The organism is Flavobacterium araucananum (assembly GCF_002222055.1).
In the GTDB taxonomy this organism is placed as follows: Bacteria; Bacteroidota; Bacteroidia; order Flavobacteriales; family Flavobacteriaceae; genus Flavobacterium; species Flavobacterium araucananum.
Map to the genome: position 1 here is coordinate 1 of NZ_MUGS01000035.1, position 14,149 is coordinate 14,149.

Consider the following 14,149-nt stretch of genomic DNA (forward strand, 5'->3'; position numbering starts at 1 on the left):
AATTTCTTTTGTAAATTAGAAGTTCAATAAAAAATATTTAACCTCTTAAGAGATTTCTAAACCTTTTGCTTATGAAAAATTTAATTTTAATACGCCATGCTAAATCAAGTTGGGAAGCTCCATTAAAAGATTTTGACAGACCTTTAATGAAAAAAGGAATTTTAGATGCCCATGAAGTATCGGCAATTATTTCAGATTTTCTTCCTAAGACCTATATAATGTGGAGTAGTACTGCTGCCCGAGCCTCAGAAACAGCATTAATCTTTGCACAAAACATTTCGTATCCCATAGAAAGCATTATTTATAAAGACGATCTTTATACTTTTGATGATAAACAACTCGAAAAAGTTATCAAATCATGTGATAATAGTTTCGAAAGCGTTATTCTTTTTGGACATAACGAGGCTATTACAAATTTTGTTAATAAATTTGGGGATGTTTTTATCGAAAATGTTCCCACTTCAGGTTTTGTATCATTACAATTTGATGCAGAAAGTTGGATCACGATCAATAAAGGTAAAACCCATAAAACAATTTTCCCCAAAGATTTAAAATAAATACATAGTGTACGAACAGAAATATATCGATAGAGAAAAAAGTTGGTTAGCGTTTAATGCAAGAGTGCTTCAGGAAGCAGCAGATAACACCGTTCCGCTTTTAGACAGACTACGTTTTGTTGGAATTTTTTCGAACAATTTAGATGAATTTTTTAGAGTTCGTTATGCAGCCATTCGAAGATTAAGCCTCTCCGGAATTTCTGGAGAAAAATACCTCGGAGGAGTTTCTGCACATCAGTTAATCAAAGATATTACCGAAATTGTAATTCAGCAACAGTCTGAAAGTTTACGTATTTTAGGAAATATTGAGGCAGAACTCGAAGCAGAGAATATTTTTATGATCAACGAGGATGAAATTACACCCGATCAGCAAATATTTCTAAAAGACTTTTTTACCCAAAGATTAAGTCCGGAATTGGTTACCATCATCTTGAATGATTTGGCCGAATTTCCTATTCTTAAAGATACTTTGGGATATCTCGCAGTTCGTTTAGAAATGAATACAAACGATGAAGTTCGTTACGCCGTTATCGAAATTCCAAAAACAATAAACAGGTTTGTAGTTTTGCCATCTCACGACGATAAACATTATGTTATTTTAATTGATGATGTAATTCGATATAATCTAAAAAATATCTTTAACATTTTTGATTATAAAAGCGTCTCTGCACACATGATCAAAATTACCCGCGATGCACAGTTGGATATTGATAGTGATTTGAGTAAAAGTATGCTCGAAAAGATCGCAACATCAGTAAAAGACAGAAGGATAGGAGAGCCTGTTCGTTTTATTTACGATAATTTGATCGAAGAAGATACATTGCACTTCTTTCTGGATAAAATGAAAATTGTAGAAACAGACAGTATTATTCCAGGCGGAAGATATCATAATCGTCGTGATTATATGAATTTTCCAAATCTGGGCAGATACGATTTGTTGTATAAGCCAAATGAGCCATTGCCAATTCCGGGATTAAGTCTGGGAGGGAGTATACTGGAGAAAATCAATAAAAAAGATTATTTGCTACACGCACCTTATCAATCTTTTTCATACCTGACTAAATTTTTGCGAGAAGCAGCTTTAGATCCAAAAGTGACCAGTATAAAAATTACACTGTATCGTTTGGCAAAGAATTCTCAAATTATAAGTTCCTTAATCAATGCTGCTAAAAACGGTAAAAAAGTAACTGTGCAAATTGAGCTTCAGGCACGTTTTGATGAAGCAACAAATATTTCGTATGCAGAACAAATGCAGACCGAGGGAATTGATCTTATCTTTGGAATAAAAGGCCTTAAAGTACACAGTAAAATATGTGTCATAGAACGGGTAGAAGACGGAAAAGCACGTCGCTACGGATTTATTTCGACAGGAAATTTCAACGAATCAACAGCAAAAATCTATACAGATGTAACCCTTTTTACCTGTCATCAGGGGATTTTGAAAGACATCTCTAAAATATTCGAATTTTTTGATATTAATTACAGGGTACACAGATACAAACATCTGATCGTATCGCCACATTATACACGTACAAAATTTATAAAATTAATAGATCGAGAAATTCTGCATGCTTTGGCAGGCAGAAAAACGCATATTAAATTAAAAATGAATAGTTTATCAGATTTTAAAATGATCGATAAATTGTATGAAGCCAGTAATGCCGGAGTAAAAATCCAGCTTCAGGTAAGAGGAATTTGCTCGTTGATTCCTGGTATTCCCGGAATGAGTGAAAACATCGAAGCCATCAGTATTGTCGATAATTATCTTGAACATACCAGAGTTTATATTTTTGGGAACGCCGGTTTGACCGAAGTATACATTTCATCGGCAGATTTTATGACCAGAAATCTGGACGGAAGAGTTGAGGTAACCTGTCCAATTTATGATCTTGAAATAAAGAAAGAATTAATAGATAATTTTAATATTGCATGGAAAGGGAATGTTAAAGTGAGATATCATTCCTATAAACTAGATAATAAATACAAGCCCCGAAACCATCATGCCCCATTTAGAGCTCAGCTTGAAACCTATAAATATTATCAAAATAAAGTTTCAGTGTTAGAGCAGGTACCACAGAAAATAGAATAATAAAAACACAAAAAATAAACTTCAAATCATAAGTGAGCATGATTAATATAAGGAAATTGGCAGCAATAGATATTGGTTCAAATGCCATGAGGCTACTAATATCGAATGTTGTAGAACAAGATGGCAAAGAACCCCAGTTTAATAAAAGTTCGCTTGTTCGTGTGCCAATTCGTTTGGGACAAGATGCCTTTACCGTAGGCGAAATTTCAGAAGAAAATATAGATCGAATGGTTGATGCCATGAAAGCATTTAATCTTTTGATGAAAGTACATAAAGTAGAGCGTTATATGGCATTTGCCACTTCGGCAATGCGTGAAGCCTATAATGCAAAAGAAGTTGTGGCTTTGATTAAGAAAAAAGCCGACATTAAAATCGAAATTATTGATGGTAAAAAAGAAGCCGCTATTATTGCTTCTACAGATTTGCACCATTTATTAAAAACAGATGAGACTTATCTTTTTGTAGATGTAGGTGGCGGAAGTACAGAATTTACCTTGTTTTCTGACGGAAAACTAATCAATTCCAGATCTTTTAAAGCCGGAACAGTTCGCTTGCTAAATGATATGGTTCACGATGTGGTTTGGGACGAAATCGAAAAATGGATCAAAACAAACACGGCAGATTATGACGAAGTTACGTTGATAGGTTCCGGAGGAAACATCAATAAATTATTCAAAATGTCCGGAAAACAACAAGAAAAACCGCTTTCGTATATTTATATCAATTCGCAATATGCTTTTTTAAATTCATTGACTTACGAACAGCGAATTGCCGAATTAGGATTGAACTCGGATCGTGCCGACGTAATTATTCATGCAACCAGAATTTATCTAAATGCCATGAAATGGAGTGGTGCACGCCAAATTTACGTTCCAAAAATTGGACTTTCTGACGGAATCGTAAAGGCAATGTATTACGGTAAAATTTAAAAAATAAATATTTTTAGCCACGAATTTCACGAATTTTCACGAATTAATTTTTTAAGCTTTTAATAGAAAAAATTAGCGCAAATTCGTGAAATTCATGGCAAACTTTTTTTAATATTGATCATTAAAATTTTAATAAATGAATAAAACAAGACTCGAAGCCTTTAGTGATGGTGTATTAGCTATTATTATAACCATTATGATTTTAGAAATTAAAGTGCCAGAAGGTCATGATTTTGTAGATCTAAAATCCCTTATTCCTAAGTTTTTAAGTTATATCTTAAGTTTTATATACGTTGGGATTTACTGGAACAATCATCATTATTTAATACATAGTTTAACCAAAATAAACGGGAAAATCCTTTGGGCAAATTTGCATTTATTGTTTTGGTTATCGTTAATTCCGGTTGCAACAGGCTGGATGGGTGAGCATAATTTTGCAAAAGCATCAATGACCTTATATGGTGTTGTATTGCTTTTGTCATCAATAGCCTATTTTATATTACAAAGAATTATAATTATCAGCGAAGGAAAAAATTCGATAATTGCAAAGGCGATAGGAAAAGATGTAAAAGGAAATGTTTCTTCGATTTTATATCTTATTGGGATAGCTTTTTCATTTTACAACGAATGGATTTCCGGAGCAGCTTATTTTATTGTGGCAATGTTATGGCTTATTCCCGATAAAAGAATCGAAAGAGTTTTTGCTGCCAAAAATTAATTTTCTTTTAATAACTATATCATCCCAATAGGGTTTGATTGGGCAAATAAAAAAGTTTCTATAAATAAAATGTCTCACAAGGACTTTACGTTTTATTTTTAAACCATAACAAGTATCTTAATATTTATTGCTTAAAAGCTTATAATGAGCATTATATTTATAAATAATTGATGTACGATTCTTATAATACTCCAACGGAGTGATATTGCCATTATTATCAATATTTTTTTAGTTTTAAAATGAAAACTGTTTTTCAATCTCTTCAGGTAGTACCTCAAAATGAATTAGATCTGCTGGATGATTTAATTACATTTCGAACACTTAAAAAAGGCGAACTATTACTGACAGAAAATCAGATTTGTAATGAAATTTTTTTCATCAAAAAAGGTATTCTGCGTTCGTTCTTTTTCAACCATCAGGGAGATGAAATCACGAATTGTTTTGCTTTCGAAAATGAATTTATGGCTTCATTTTCGAGTTTTATCACACAAAATGTTGCCGAAGAAAATATTCAGGCATTAACAGATACAGCTTTACAGGTTGTAAGTCGGGAGAGTCTGGAAAAACTGTATAAATTAGGGATTCATTGGCAGGAAATAGGACGTAAGTTAACAGAAATGGAATATGTAACGGTTCAAAAACGAATGATTTCTTTTCAGAAATTGTCAGGTACACAACGTTATGAAGAGCTTTATAAAAACCATCAAAAATATTTACAGCTAATTCCGCTTCAATATTTAGCATCCTATTTAGGTATTACTCCCAGACATTTAAGCCGCATTCGTAAAGCGATTTTATAGGACATTTGTCTGGTTATCGAAGGATGTTGGATTGTTATTTTTGCTAAAAAAGTAAAAAGATGAAAAAAATACTGATTATAAACGGACATCCAAACCCGTCGAGTTTTAATTTTGCAATTGCCAACTCTTACCTAAAAGGCGCAATTGCTTCCGGAGCTCCGGTAGAAACCATAACAATTGCCAACTTGCAGTTTAATCCAAATTTGCAGTTTGGGTATCAAAAGCGAACAGACTTAGAACCGGATTTGCTGGAGTCCTGGGAGAAAATTAAAAGAGCAGATCATTTAGTCTGGATTCACCCCGTTTGGTGGGGAGGTTTGCCTGCAATTACCAAAGGATTTATCGACAGGTTATTTTTGCCCGGAATGGCATTTCAATACCGCGAAAACTCCGTTTGGTGGGATAAATTATTAAAAGGAAAAACGGCTCATATTATTACCACCTTAGACCAGCCAGGCTGGTATTATCGATTTTTTAATGCAAGGCCAAGTGTCAATCAGTTAAAAAAAACTACTTTAGAATTCTGTGGGGTAAAACCTGTAAAGGTGAGTTATATCGGAATCGTAAAAACATCCAATGATGTCCAGAGAGCAAAATGGTTGCAGAAAGTGCATGATTTAGGAGTTCAGAATAAGTAAAAAAGGGAGTGTAAATTTACGAAGCCCGATAGCTATAAAGAGTAATAAAAAAGCTTAAGTATGTAAATCCAATCCAAATGTAGTACGCAAAAGTTCGATATTTGGGTTGATTTCCATTAAACGATTGTAGCGGTCCTGATCGTTCAGGCTTCTTTTACTTTCTACAGCTTCATTTACAAAAACTTCGATCGTAATATCGTGATTGTGCAAATGTCCTTTTAAGTGTCCTAAAAGTCCGTTAATCTGGCTTTCAAAATCTAGTTTAGAACCTTCGTTTGGCAATTCGAGCGTAATAACAGTTCCTTCCAGAGTTGGATCGTTAATTAATAATAACGATTCCATAATTTTCAAACCTTTATCTCCCAAACGTTGCGCATACTTATTCCATTGCACCAACATTTCGGTCTCTGTAAATTCTTCCGTAGGCATTACAGAAGATGGTTTTACATAGGATTTATTGCTTGCTTCAAGCTCTTTTTTCTTGCGGATACTTGATAATGAAAAAGCCGAAATTTTAGGTTCAGTGCTGCTTTCAGGTTTTGGAGTTGCAGGAGTTTCTACTTTTGGAGTTTCAGCAACAGGTTGAGTTTTAACTTCTATATTTGAAACCGCCTCAGTTGATATTTGGGATTTAGTATCAGGAATTTCGACTTGAGGTTTTGCAACTTCTACAATCGAGTAACCACCATTTTTATAGTAAGTAGGGGGAATTATGAATTGCTCAACTTTTTTTTTTCTCCATCAAAGCTGATAGAGGCCAGTTGCATCAGGCATAATTCGACCAAAAGACGTTGGTTCTGACTTAATTTATATTTTAAATCACAGTCGTTGGCAATATCAATACCTTTTAATAAAAATTCCTGAGAACATTTTTGTGCCTGTATACCATACATTTGCTGCGCTTGTTCGCCTACTTCAAGCAAAGAGATTGTAGCAGGAGTTTTGCTTACCAGTAAATCTCTAAAATGCGAAGCCAGACCGGCAATAAAATGATGACCGTCAAAACCTTTAGACAAAATATCATTGTAAGCCAATAAAAGATCCGGAATTTTATTTTCTAAAAGTAAATCAGTAATACTAATGTAAGTTTCGTAATCTAAAACGTTTAGGTTTTCGGTTACTGCCTGGCGCGTTAAGTTTGTGCCGCAGTACGAAACCACACGGTCAAAGATAGACAAAGCGTCACGCATTGCACCATCAGCTTTTTGGGCAATAATGTGCAAAGCATCGTCTTCAAAATTAATTCCCTGACTTGTTGCAACCTCTGCCAAATGTTCTTTAGCATCTTTTACCGTAATTCTTTTGAAATCAAATATCTGACAACGGGATAAAATCGTTGGAATAATCTTGTGTTTCTCTGTCGTTGCTAAAATAAAAATAGCATGTTTTGGCGGTTCTTCCAATGTTTTCAAAAAAGCATTAAAAGCAGCCGAAGACAACATGTGAACCTCGTCAATAATATAAACTTTGTACTGTCCGGTTTGAGGCGGGATTCGAACCTGATCAATCAAACTACGAATATCATCAACCGAGTTGTTTGAAGCAGCATCTAACTCAAAAACGTTGAATGCAAAATCTTCATTAGGATCATCATATCCCGGCTGGTTTATTTTACGAGCCAAAATACGGGCGCAAGTTGTTTTACCAACCCCACGAGGTCCTGTAAATAAAAGGGCAGAAGCAAGGTGATTGCTGTCAATAGCATTGAGCAAAGTGTTGGTAATGGCTTTCTGACCTACAACATCCTTAAAGGTTTGTGGGCGATACTTACGAGCCGATACTACAAATTGTTCCATATTCTTTTTATTCGATAGCAAAGATAGGCTGAAAATTGCCAATTCACAAATCTCAAATTAATAAATATCCAAAGGAATTTTTACTATTTTGAATAGAAGAAAGTAACGATTTGATTTTATTATTTGTAACAAAAAAGAATTATTTTAGCAACAACCAAAATTGCCTTTTTAGATAAGCAAATAGTGAGTTTAAAAGGTATAATACATAAACTAACCTGTTATAATGGAACAAATATTTAATAAAATTTTAAAAGTAAAACCGGCAACTTTAACCATAATATTAATTTTTTTGCCTTTTATTGCAATAATTATTGCTATAGTGACTACCATTATTGAAATGTTTACGGATTACGAATTTGTTTTTCCGCTCTTTTCTGCCACGCTTGCAATTTTGTCTGCGATCTATCTTAATTGGGTTTGGGCTGTGGTATTTTATATAGAAGAAAAAGTAATAACAGATAAACTTTATTTTAAAATTTCTTACGGGATAATTTTCTCCTATTCTATATTGATGTTTCTAAAAAATCTTGGACTGGAGATTACAAAAAGGCAATTTTTACTCGAAAACACAACCTGGACTATTATTGGGAGCATCGTAGGTTTATATTTGATGATAGTAATGTTAAGCTATATTTATATAAGTTATTTTATTGCCAAAAAATTGACACATTTAAGATTGAACAACCCAATGGAGGATTTTGTCTATTTTATAGCATTATTTTTTTTCCCGATTGGTATCCCCTTTATACAAGCCAAATTGTTACGACAAAAAAGTGTTCTTGAAGTAATTAAGAAATAATCTAATAATGTAATAAATGATTTCAAACAATAGGAGAGGTTTTTGAATTATTTCAATTCGCTTGCAGCATTACCAAAAAATGGTAACTTTACAATAGTAATAAAAATATCATGGGAAAGAATACATCTATTTCATTAGGAAATCATTTTGAAAATTTTATCGATCATAGTCTTTCACAAGGCAGATTTAAGAATGCTAGTGAGGTAATTAGAGCTGGATTACGTCTTTTGGAAGAGGAAGAAAATAGATTGATTATTTTAAAAAATGCACTTCAGGAAGGTATTAAAAGTGAACGTGTTGAAAATTTTGATCCTAATAAGCATCTGGAAAGTCTAAAAGCAAAGAAAAAATCAAATGGCTAATTATCATTTGACTAAAAAAGCTCTTGAAGATTTTGAAGATATTTGGAACTATACTTTTGAAGAATGGTCAGAGAACCAAGCAGATAAATATTATTTTTTACTGCTGGATTCCTGCCAGGAGATAGCAGAAAACCCGCATTTAGGTAAAAAATATGATATTTTAACAACTATATTATTTGGATATAAATCCTATCAACACATTCTTTTTTATAGAATTCTTTCGGATGATGAAATTGAAATAGTTAGAATTCTTCACGGTAGAATGGATTTAAAAGTAAACTTTAAAAGAGATCATTTAAAATTATAATTTTAGTCCTGTATTAATAAAATAAAAAAAGTTCTGAATCTAAAAATTCAGAACTTTTTTTATGCTGTAATTTTTAGAAATGTACAACAATACAAAATTGTAAGATTATTATGTAATATTTCGTATTTTAATACGTTTAACTTTATATGTTCAATTAATTAAAAAAAATATCATTATGAAAATTAAATCTATTTTATTAGGAATGACTCTTGCAGTTTCCTTGGTGGCTTGTGGTCCTAAAGATGCAGATATTCAAAAAGAAATTGCAGAAAAAACAGTTGATTTACAAGGTGTAGAAGTTACGGTAAAAGATGGTGTTGCTACTATTTCCGGTACTTGCAAAGATGACACTTTCAAACAAAATGCCGAAACTATTGTAAAAGGAGTAAAAGGCGTAAAATCTGTGGTAAATAATTGCGAAATTCCAGCTCCTGAACCGGTAGCTACACCAGCTCCGGTAGAAATTAATGCTGATGCGGTTTTAAATACTTCGGTAAATGCAGTAGTAAAAACATACAATGGTGTAACCGCTACTGTAAAAGATGGTGTAATAACACTAACAGGAAATATCAAAAAAGAGCAATTGCCAAACTTGATAAAAAGTGTACAGGAATTGAAACCTAAAAAGGTTGAAAACAAATTAACGATTAAATAAGGCATTATGAGCTTAAAAGATAAATACAAAGAGTTGACAGATTTAGCAACCAATTTAGGTTTGGCAAATTTGCAGGTAAGAGAACAAGACAATGTTTTGTATGTAGATGGTACAGCAAAGTCTGCTGAGGATAAAGAAAGACTTTGGAGTGCTTACGGAAAAATAGATCCTGAATTCAGATCTGCAGATGTAGTGATGAATATTGAAGTTGCAGCAACAACTACTACAGATTACACGGTTGTAAGTGGTGATTCATTATCAAAAATAGGAAAAGCCCACAATGTTTCATGGCAGGCAATTTATGAAGCCAATAAGGATATTATTAAAAACCCTGACCTGATTCAGGCCGGTTGGAAATTAAAAATACCAACAGCATAATTATTTTATAAACTGTTAAAGAAAGTCCGTTTTATGACGGACTTTTTTTATGCAATAATTCCTGAAGATTACCTGCCTTTGATACTCAAATCGTTCAAAAACTTTGCAGTTTCCTGATCAGAGTCCGCAGAAAAGCCAGCTACATAAACGCCTTTTTTGCCTGATGTTGATTTAATTCCGTATACAACTGCCTCATCGCCCGGGTCAGAATCCCCTTCGTATCGATACACATGAACAATTTCAAATTTTTCAGGATTTTTTTTAATTACATCTGAGTTTAAATTAAAATCAAACGTAAATCCTTTTTCATTCAATTGATCTAAAGCTTTTGAAACAGTTGCGTAGTGATACATTCTTGTCATGATAATTGAATTTTAAAATTATGGATTTTAAAGATAACTATTTTATTATTAAAAAGTTACGATAAAGAGGCGAAAATCTAAAATTTAAAATCATTATTGTTAGTAGATTAATCGCTACTTTTGCGCCGCAGACCGCCTTATCGTCGTTCCGATTTATCGGGAGGGAGGAAAGTCCGGACACCATAGAGAAGCATAGCGGGTAACACCCGCCGGTTCCGGTAACTATCGGGATCAGGACAAGTGCAACAGAAAGTATGTACAGGTAATGCTGTAGTGAAACCAGGTAAACTCTATGCGGTGAAATACCAAGTATATCAGCATTTAAGGGCTTCTCGTCCGTTGTTGAAGGGTAGGTAGCTTGAGTCCCGTAGTAATGCGGGATCTAGATAAATGATAAGGCTCTGATTTATCAGAGACAGAATCCGGCTTATAGGTCTGCTTTTTTTATATATTTGTGAAACTCTCTAATCTATTTTCATGAATACATCCCATTCAAAACCTGTTTCCAGACCTAAAAAAGGTATTCTCCATACTATTGTGACCAATCTTACTTTTTGGGTGCTGATTGCTATAATTGCCGGGATTTTACTGGGTCATTTTTCGCCTCAAAATGGGGTAAAAATGGAAATTCTGGGCGCTAAATTTATTGCACTAATCAAAATTTTTATAGGACCCATCATTTTTCTGACCATAGTTTTGGGAATTTCCGGAATGGGAAATCTTAAAAAAGTAGGACGAATAGGGATTAAGGCACTTGGATATTTTGAGGTAGTTTCGACAATAGCACTTGCCATTGGTGTAGGTGTGTCCTATTTTTTTAAACCCGGAAAAATTGATAAATCAGGATTGACTTTAGGCGATGCCAGTCAATATACAAAAGGTGCTGCAGAACATTTCTCGTGGTTGCAGTTTTTCTTTTCAAACTTTACATTGCAGGTTTTATTGGCAGCAATTGTTTGCGGTATTGCCTTGAATTTTTATAAAAAAAGAGAACAAACGATTCTGGTTCTGGAACGCTTTTCGAAAGTGGTTTTTCTGGGATTAAAATATGTTATGTATCTCGCCCCAATTGGTGCTTTTGGCGGAATGGCATTTACAATTGGTAAGTTTGGTTTGCAAACCTTGATTCCGCTCGGTAAATTAATGCTGTGCGTATATCTGACCATGGCACTTTTTGTGTTTTTAATTTTAGGAAGTATCCTGAGGTATTATAAAATCAGTATTCTTTCGATTCTTAAATACATCAAAGAAGAACTTTTACTCGTTCTGGGAACTTCATCATCAGAGGCTGCTTTGCCTAGTATTATGGTCAAACTCGAACAAATGGGGTGCAGTAAGTCTGTAGTAGGATTGGTAATCCCTACAGGTTATTCCTTTAATCTTGACGGAACTTCGATTTATTTGTCCATGTCCGTAATCTTTCTGGCGCAGTTGTATGATGTACATTTAAGTTTCTTCGAAATTTTAAGTGTTATTGGTATTTTAATGGTTACCTCAAAAGGGGCTGCGGGAGTTACCGGAAGCGGCTTTATTGTTTTGGCTTCGACTTTGACAGCTTTGCATAAAATTCCTGTCGAAGGTTTGGCTTTTTTATTAGGAGTTGATAAATTTATGAGCGAAGCAAGGGCAATCACAAATTTGATAGGAAATACGGTTGCCACCATTATAATTTCGAAAAGTGAACATGATTTTACAGAACTTAATTTAGATCCTGTTATAAAGGAATAATTTTGTATTGAATGGCATGCGGATGACACAGATTCGTTATCCCGAAAGCACAGATTTACGCAGGTTTCTATTTTGTTGTTATGACAAATTGTGCAATTACAGAATTAAAAATTCGAGCTAATTAGTATAATTCGTGGCTAAAAAAAAAAATTATGAAAAGAATTGGAATTTTAGGACTCGGTGGAGTAGGTGGTTATTTTGGCGGATTATTAGCCAAAGCATATTATAAGTCTAATGATGTCGAAGTTGTATTTATTGCTCGTGGACAAACTCAGAAAGCAATTGCCGATAGCGGATTAAAAATCATTAAAGATGATACGGAAATCGTTGTTCATCCAAAATTGGTTTCTAACAATCCGGAGGAAATTGGTACATTAGATTATTTAATTTGTGCAACCAAAACCTATGATATTGAGGAAAGTCTACTTTCGTTGCAACAATGTATTACAACAAAAACGACTATTCTTCCTTTGTATAATGGCGTTGATGCTCCGGAACGTATTGCCGCACTATATCCTGAAAATGATGTTTTGCAAGGTTGTGTTTATATTTTTTCGATGATTTTCTCGCCGGGAACTATTCGAAAAATAGGATTCAACGAAAAGTTGTTTTTTGGTTCTAAAACCAGTTCAAAACCAAAATTACAAGATTTGCAAAACCTTTTTCAAAAGGCAGGAATCGAAAGTTATTTAGTCGAAAATATCGAAGAAACCGTTTGGGAAAAGTTCCTTTTTATTTCCGCTTTAGCATCAGCAACTACCTATCTTAACCAGAATATAGATCAGGTTTTAGAGAATCCGGATTCTAAGGCAGTTTATGTAACATTACTTCATGAAATAGAATTGGTAGCAAAAGCCAAAGGATTGCAATTGCCTGAAGATATTGTAAATAAGACGATTATAAAACTAGAAAAATCGCCTAAAGAAGCGACTTCATCTATGCACAGAGATTATATGGCGGGTAATAAAATAGAAGCAACCTCGCTAACAAAATTTGTTGTGGACCAAGGTTCAAAGTATGGCGTAAAAACTCCTCTGTACGAAAAAATATCTAGTGTATTATTGGCTTAAAAGTTTATGCTTCGTCTTTTGTGGCGCGAACTAAACTAATTCCCGACATAAAAAATACGATTCCAAGAATGCCATAAATAATAAGCGATTTAATATCTCGCGTTGCGCCGGATGTTCCTGCAAATATTACAGCAGTATAAATCAGACCAACGATGCCCAGGATTGTAAGTAATCCTCCAAAAAATCTTTTCAGGTTCATGATGTTTCGTTTTAAAGTTGTTATTACAAATGTATTACCTGCTATACGCAACATGTTATACAATTGATATTAAAACTTATATCATTTACAGTATCACTTTTTGAGTCAAAAAAAGCCGCTAAATTTGTAAGAAATATTTTATTTTTAACAAAATTGTAAGGTTAAAATACTATTTTTGTGCGCATCAATTTAAACCTCAAAAATGATCAAAAAATATCTTTTCCTGCTCTGTTCTATTTTTTTTATGAATGCTGTTCAGGCGCAGGAAGATGCTCCGGTTTCTGTAGAGAAAAACCAGTTTAAAATTAATATGTTATTTCCCGGCTTTGTTTATGAACATGGTTTTGATACCAAAAACACACTTTATTCAGAAATAAGTCTGGGCATAGGATATAGTTATAGTAGCTATTTTAATGAATCAAATACCTATATATTTCCCATGATTACGGAGCAGTTTCGTCATTATTATAATTTGGAAAAAAGAATGCAGAAGGGAAAAAAAACCGCTCATAACTCTGCCAATTATTTGGCATTTAATGCCTCTTACAACTTCAAACCGCTATCAGGAGATACACCGTATTTTAGATACATTCCAACATTTACAGTAGCGGCACTTTGGGGATTGCAGCGAACTTACAAGCGAAAGTTCAATTTAGAATTTAATATTGGTCCCGGATTAAGTTTTGCCAACGATACAGAAATAGTACCTGTTGGTAATTTTACCCTGGGTTGGGTTATTGGCAAATAAAACAAATCCCTTGA

General features: G+C 33.6%; 18 protein-coding genes and 1 other RNA gene. 15 read left to right on the forward strand and 4 right to left on the reverse strand.

The window, feature by feature from the left end:
* Positions 1-71: 71 nt before the first annotated feature.
* The 6 genes from B0A64_RS16210 to B0A64_RS16235 all read left to right on the forward strand — a co-directional run bounded on the left by B0A64_RS16210 (position 72) and on the right by B0A64_RS16235 (position 5,731).
* Positions 72-557, forward strand: a complete 486-nt coding sequence (locus B0A64_RS16210) for a SixA phosphatase family protein (RefSeq protein WP_089480551.1) — start codon at positions 72-74, stop codon at positions 555-557.
* A gap of 7 nt (positions 558-564) precedes the next feature.
* Positions 565-2,646 carry a polyphosphate kinase 1 gene (gene ppk1, locus B0A64_RS16215; protein WP_089480552.1) on the forward strand — a complete coding sequence of 694 codons (2,082 nt, stop codon included), beginning with the start codon at positions 565-567 and terminating at the stop codon, positions 2,644-2,646.
* A gap of 38 nt (positions 2,647-2,684) precedes the next feature.
* A complete protein-coding gene (locus B0A64_RS16220) occupies positions 2,685-3,575 on the forward strand; it encodes a Ppx/GppA phosphatase family protein (protein WP_089480553.1) in 891 nt (296 codons plus the stop codon).
* Positions 3,576-3,711: 136 nt separating this feature from the next.
* Positions 3,712-4,293, forward strand: a complete 582-nt coding sequence (locus B0A64_RS16225; protein ID WP_089480554.1) for a TMEM175 family protein — start codon at positions 3,712-3,714, stop codon at positions 4,291-4,293.
* A 239-nt stretch (positions 4,294-4,532) separates the two neighbouring features.
* The gene (locus tag B0A64_RS16230) at positions 4,533-5,093 is read left to right on the forward strand and encodes a Crp/Fnr family transcriptional regulator (RefSeq protein ID WP_089480555.1); all 561 of its coding nucleotides are present in this window, start codon (positions 4,533-4,535) and stop codon (positions 5,091-5,093) included.
* Positions 5,094-5,152: 59 nt separating this feature from the next.
* Positions 5,153-5,731: an NAD(P)H-dependent oxidoreductase gene (locus tag B0A64_RS16235; RefSeq protein ID WP_089480556.1), complete on the forward strand. Its 579-nt coding sequence runs from the start codon at positions 5,153-5,155 to the stop codon at positions 5,729-5,731.
* Positions 5,732-5,785: 54 nt separating this feature from the next.
* On the opposite strand, the gene B0A64_RS16240 is transcribed toward B0A64_RS16235, so the two are convergent.
* Together B0A64_RS16240 and dnaX are read right to left on the reverse strand one after the other, a co-directional pair.
* A complete protein-coding gene (locus B0A64_RS16240) occupies positions 5,786-6,160 on the reverse strand; it encodes a DNA polymerase III (protein WP_244285433.1) in 375 nt (124 codons plus the stop codon).
* A 281-nt stretch (positions 6,161-6,441) separates the two neighbouring features.
* On the reverse strand, positions 6,442-7,527 hold the full coding sequence (gene dnaX / locus B0A64_RS16245) for a DNA polymerase III subunit gamma/tau (RefSeq protein WP_089480557.1): 1,086 nt from the start codon (positions 7,525-7,527) through the stop codon (positions 6,442-6,444).
* A gap of 223 nt (positions 7,528-7,750) precedes the next feature.
* Between dnaX and B0A64_RS16250 the strand changes: the two genes are divergently transcribed.
* The 5 genes from B0A64_RS16250 (at position 7,751) to B0A64_RS16270 (ending at position 10,028) form a co-directional block, all read left to right on the forward strand.
* A complete protein-coding gene (locus tag B0A64_RS16250) occupies positions 7,751-8,326 on the forward strand; it encodes a hypothetical protein (protein ID WP_089480558.1) in 576 nt (191 codons plus the stop codon).
* A gap of 110 nt (positions 8,327-8,436) precedes the next feature.
* The gene (locus B0A64_RS16255) at positions 8,437-8,688 is read left to right on the forward strand and encodes a type II toxin-antitoxin system ParD family antitoxin (protein ID WP_089480559.1); all 252 of its coding nucleotides are present in this window, start codon (positions 8,437-8,439) and stop codon (positions 8,686-8,688) included.
* Entirely contained in the window at positions 8,681-8,995 is a 315-nt protein-coding gene (locus tag B0A64_RS16260) for a type II toxin-antitoxin system RelE/ParE family toxin (protein ID WP_089480560.1), read from the forward strand. Before B0A64_RS16255 ends, B0A64_RS16260 begins: the two co-directional genes overlap by 8 nt.
* 175 nt (positions 8,996-9,170) lie before the next feature.
* Positions 9,171-9,650, forward strand: a complete 480-nt coding sequence (locus B0A64_RS16265; RefSeq protein WP_089480561.1) for a BON domain-containing protein — start codon at positions 9,171-9,173, stop codon at positions 9,648-9,650.
* 6 nt (positions 9,651-9,656) lie between these two features.
* Positions 9,657-10,028 (forward strand): LysM peptidoglycan-binding domain-containing protein, encoded by a 372-nt coding sequence (locus B0A64_RS16270; RefSeq protein ID WP_089480562.1) that lies wholly within the window; start codon positions 9,657-9,659, stop codon positions 10,026-10,028.
* Positions 10,029-10,096: 68 nt separating this feature from the next.
* Here B0A64_RS16270 and B0A64_RS16275 read toward each other — a convergent pair whose 3' ends face one another.
* Entirely contained in the window at positions 10,097-10,390 is a 294-nt protein-coding gene (locus B0A64_RS16275; RefSeq protein WP_089480563.1) for an SH3 domain-containing protein, read from the reverse strand.
* 124 nt (positions 10,391-10,514) lie between these two features.
* Here B0A64_RS16275 and rnpB point away from each other — a divergent pair.
* The 3 genes from rnpB (at position 10,515) to B0A64_RS16290 (ending at position 13,188) form a co-directional block, all read left to right on the forward strand.
* Positions 10,515-10,836: RNase P RNA component class A (gene rnpB, locus B0A64_RS16280), an RNA gene on the forward strand.
* A 31-nt stretch (positions 10,837-10,867) separates the two neighbouring features.
* Complete coding sequence (locus B0A64_RS16285) at positions 10,868-12,118, forward strand: cation:dicarboxylate symporter family transporter (RefSeq protein ID WP_089480564.1); 1,251 nt, start codon at positions 10,868-10,870, stop codon at positions 12,116-12,118.
* A 152-nt stretch (positions 12,119-12,270) separates the two neighbouring features.
* Complete coding sequence (locus tag B0A64_RS16290; RefSeq protein ID WP_089480565.1) at positions 12,271-13,188, forward strand: ketopantoate reductase family protein; 918 nt, start codon at positions 12,271-12,273, stop codon at positions 13,186-13,188.
* Between the two features lie 4 nt (positions 13,189-13,192).
* On the opposite strand, the gene B0A64_RS16295 is transcribed toward B0A64_RS16290, so the two are convergent.
* Positions 13,193-13,387: a hypothetical protein gene (locus tag B0A64_RS16295; protein ID WP_089480636.1), complete on the reverse strand. Its 195-nt coding sequence runs from the start codon at positions 13,385-13,387 to the stop codon at positions 13,193-13,195.
* A 202-nt stretch (positions 13,388-13,589) separates the two neighbouring features.
* On the opposite strand from B0A64_RS16295, the gene B0A64_RS16300 reads away from it, so the two are divergent.
* Complete coding sequence (locus tag B0A64_RS16300) at positions 13,590-14,135, forward strand: hypothetical protein (RefSeq protein WP_089480566.1); 546 nt, start codon at positions 13,590-13,592, stop codon at positions 14,133-14,135.
* The last annotated feature ends 14 nt before the right edge of the window (positions 14,136-14,149 follow it).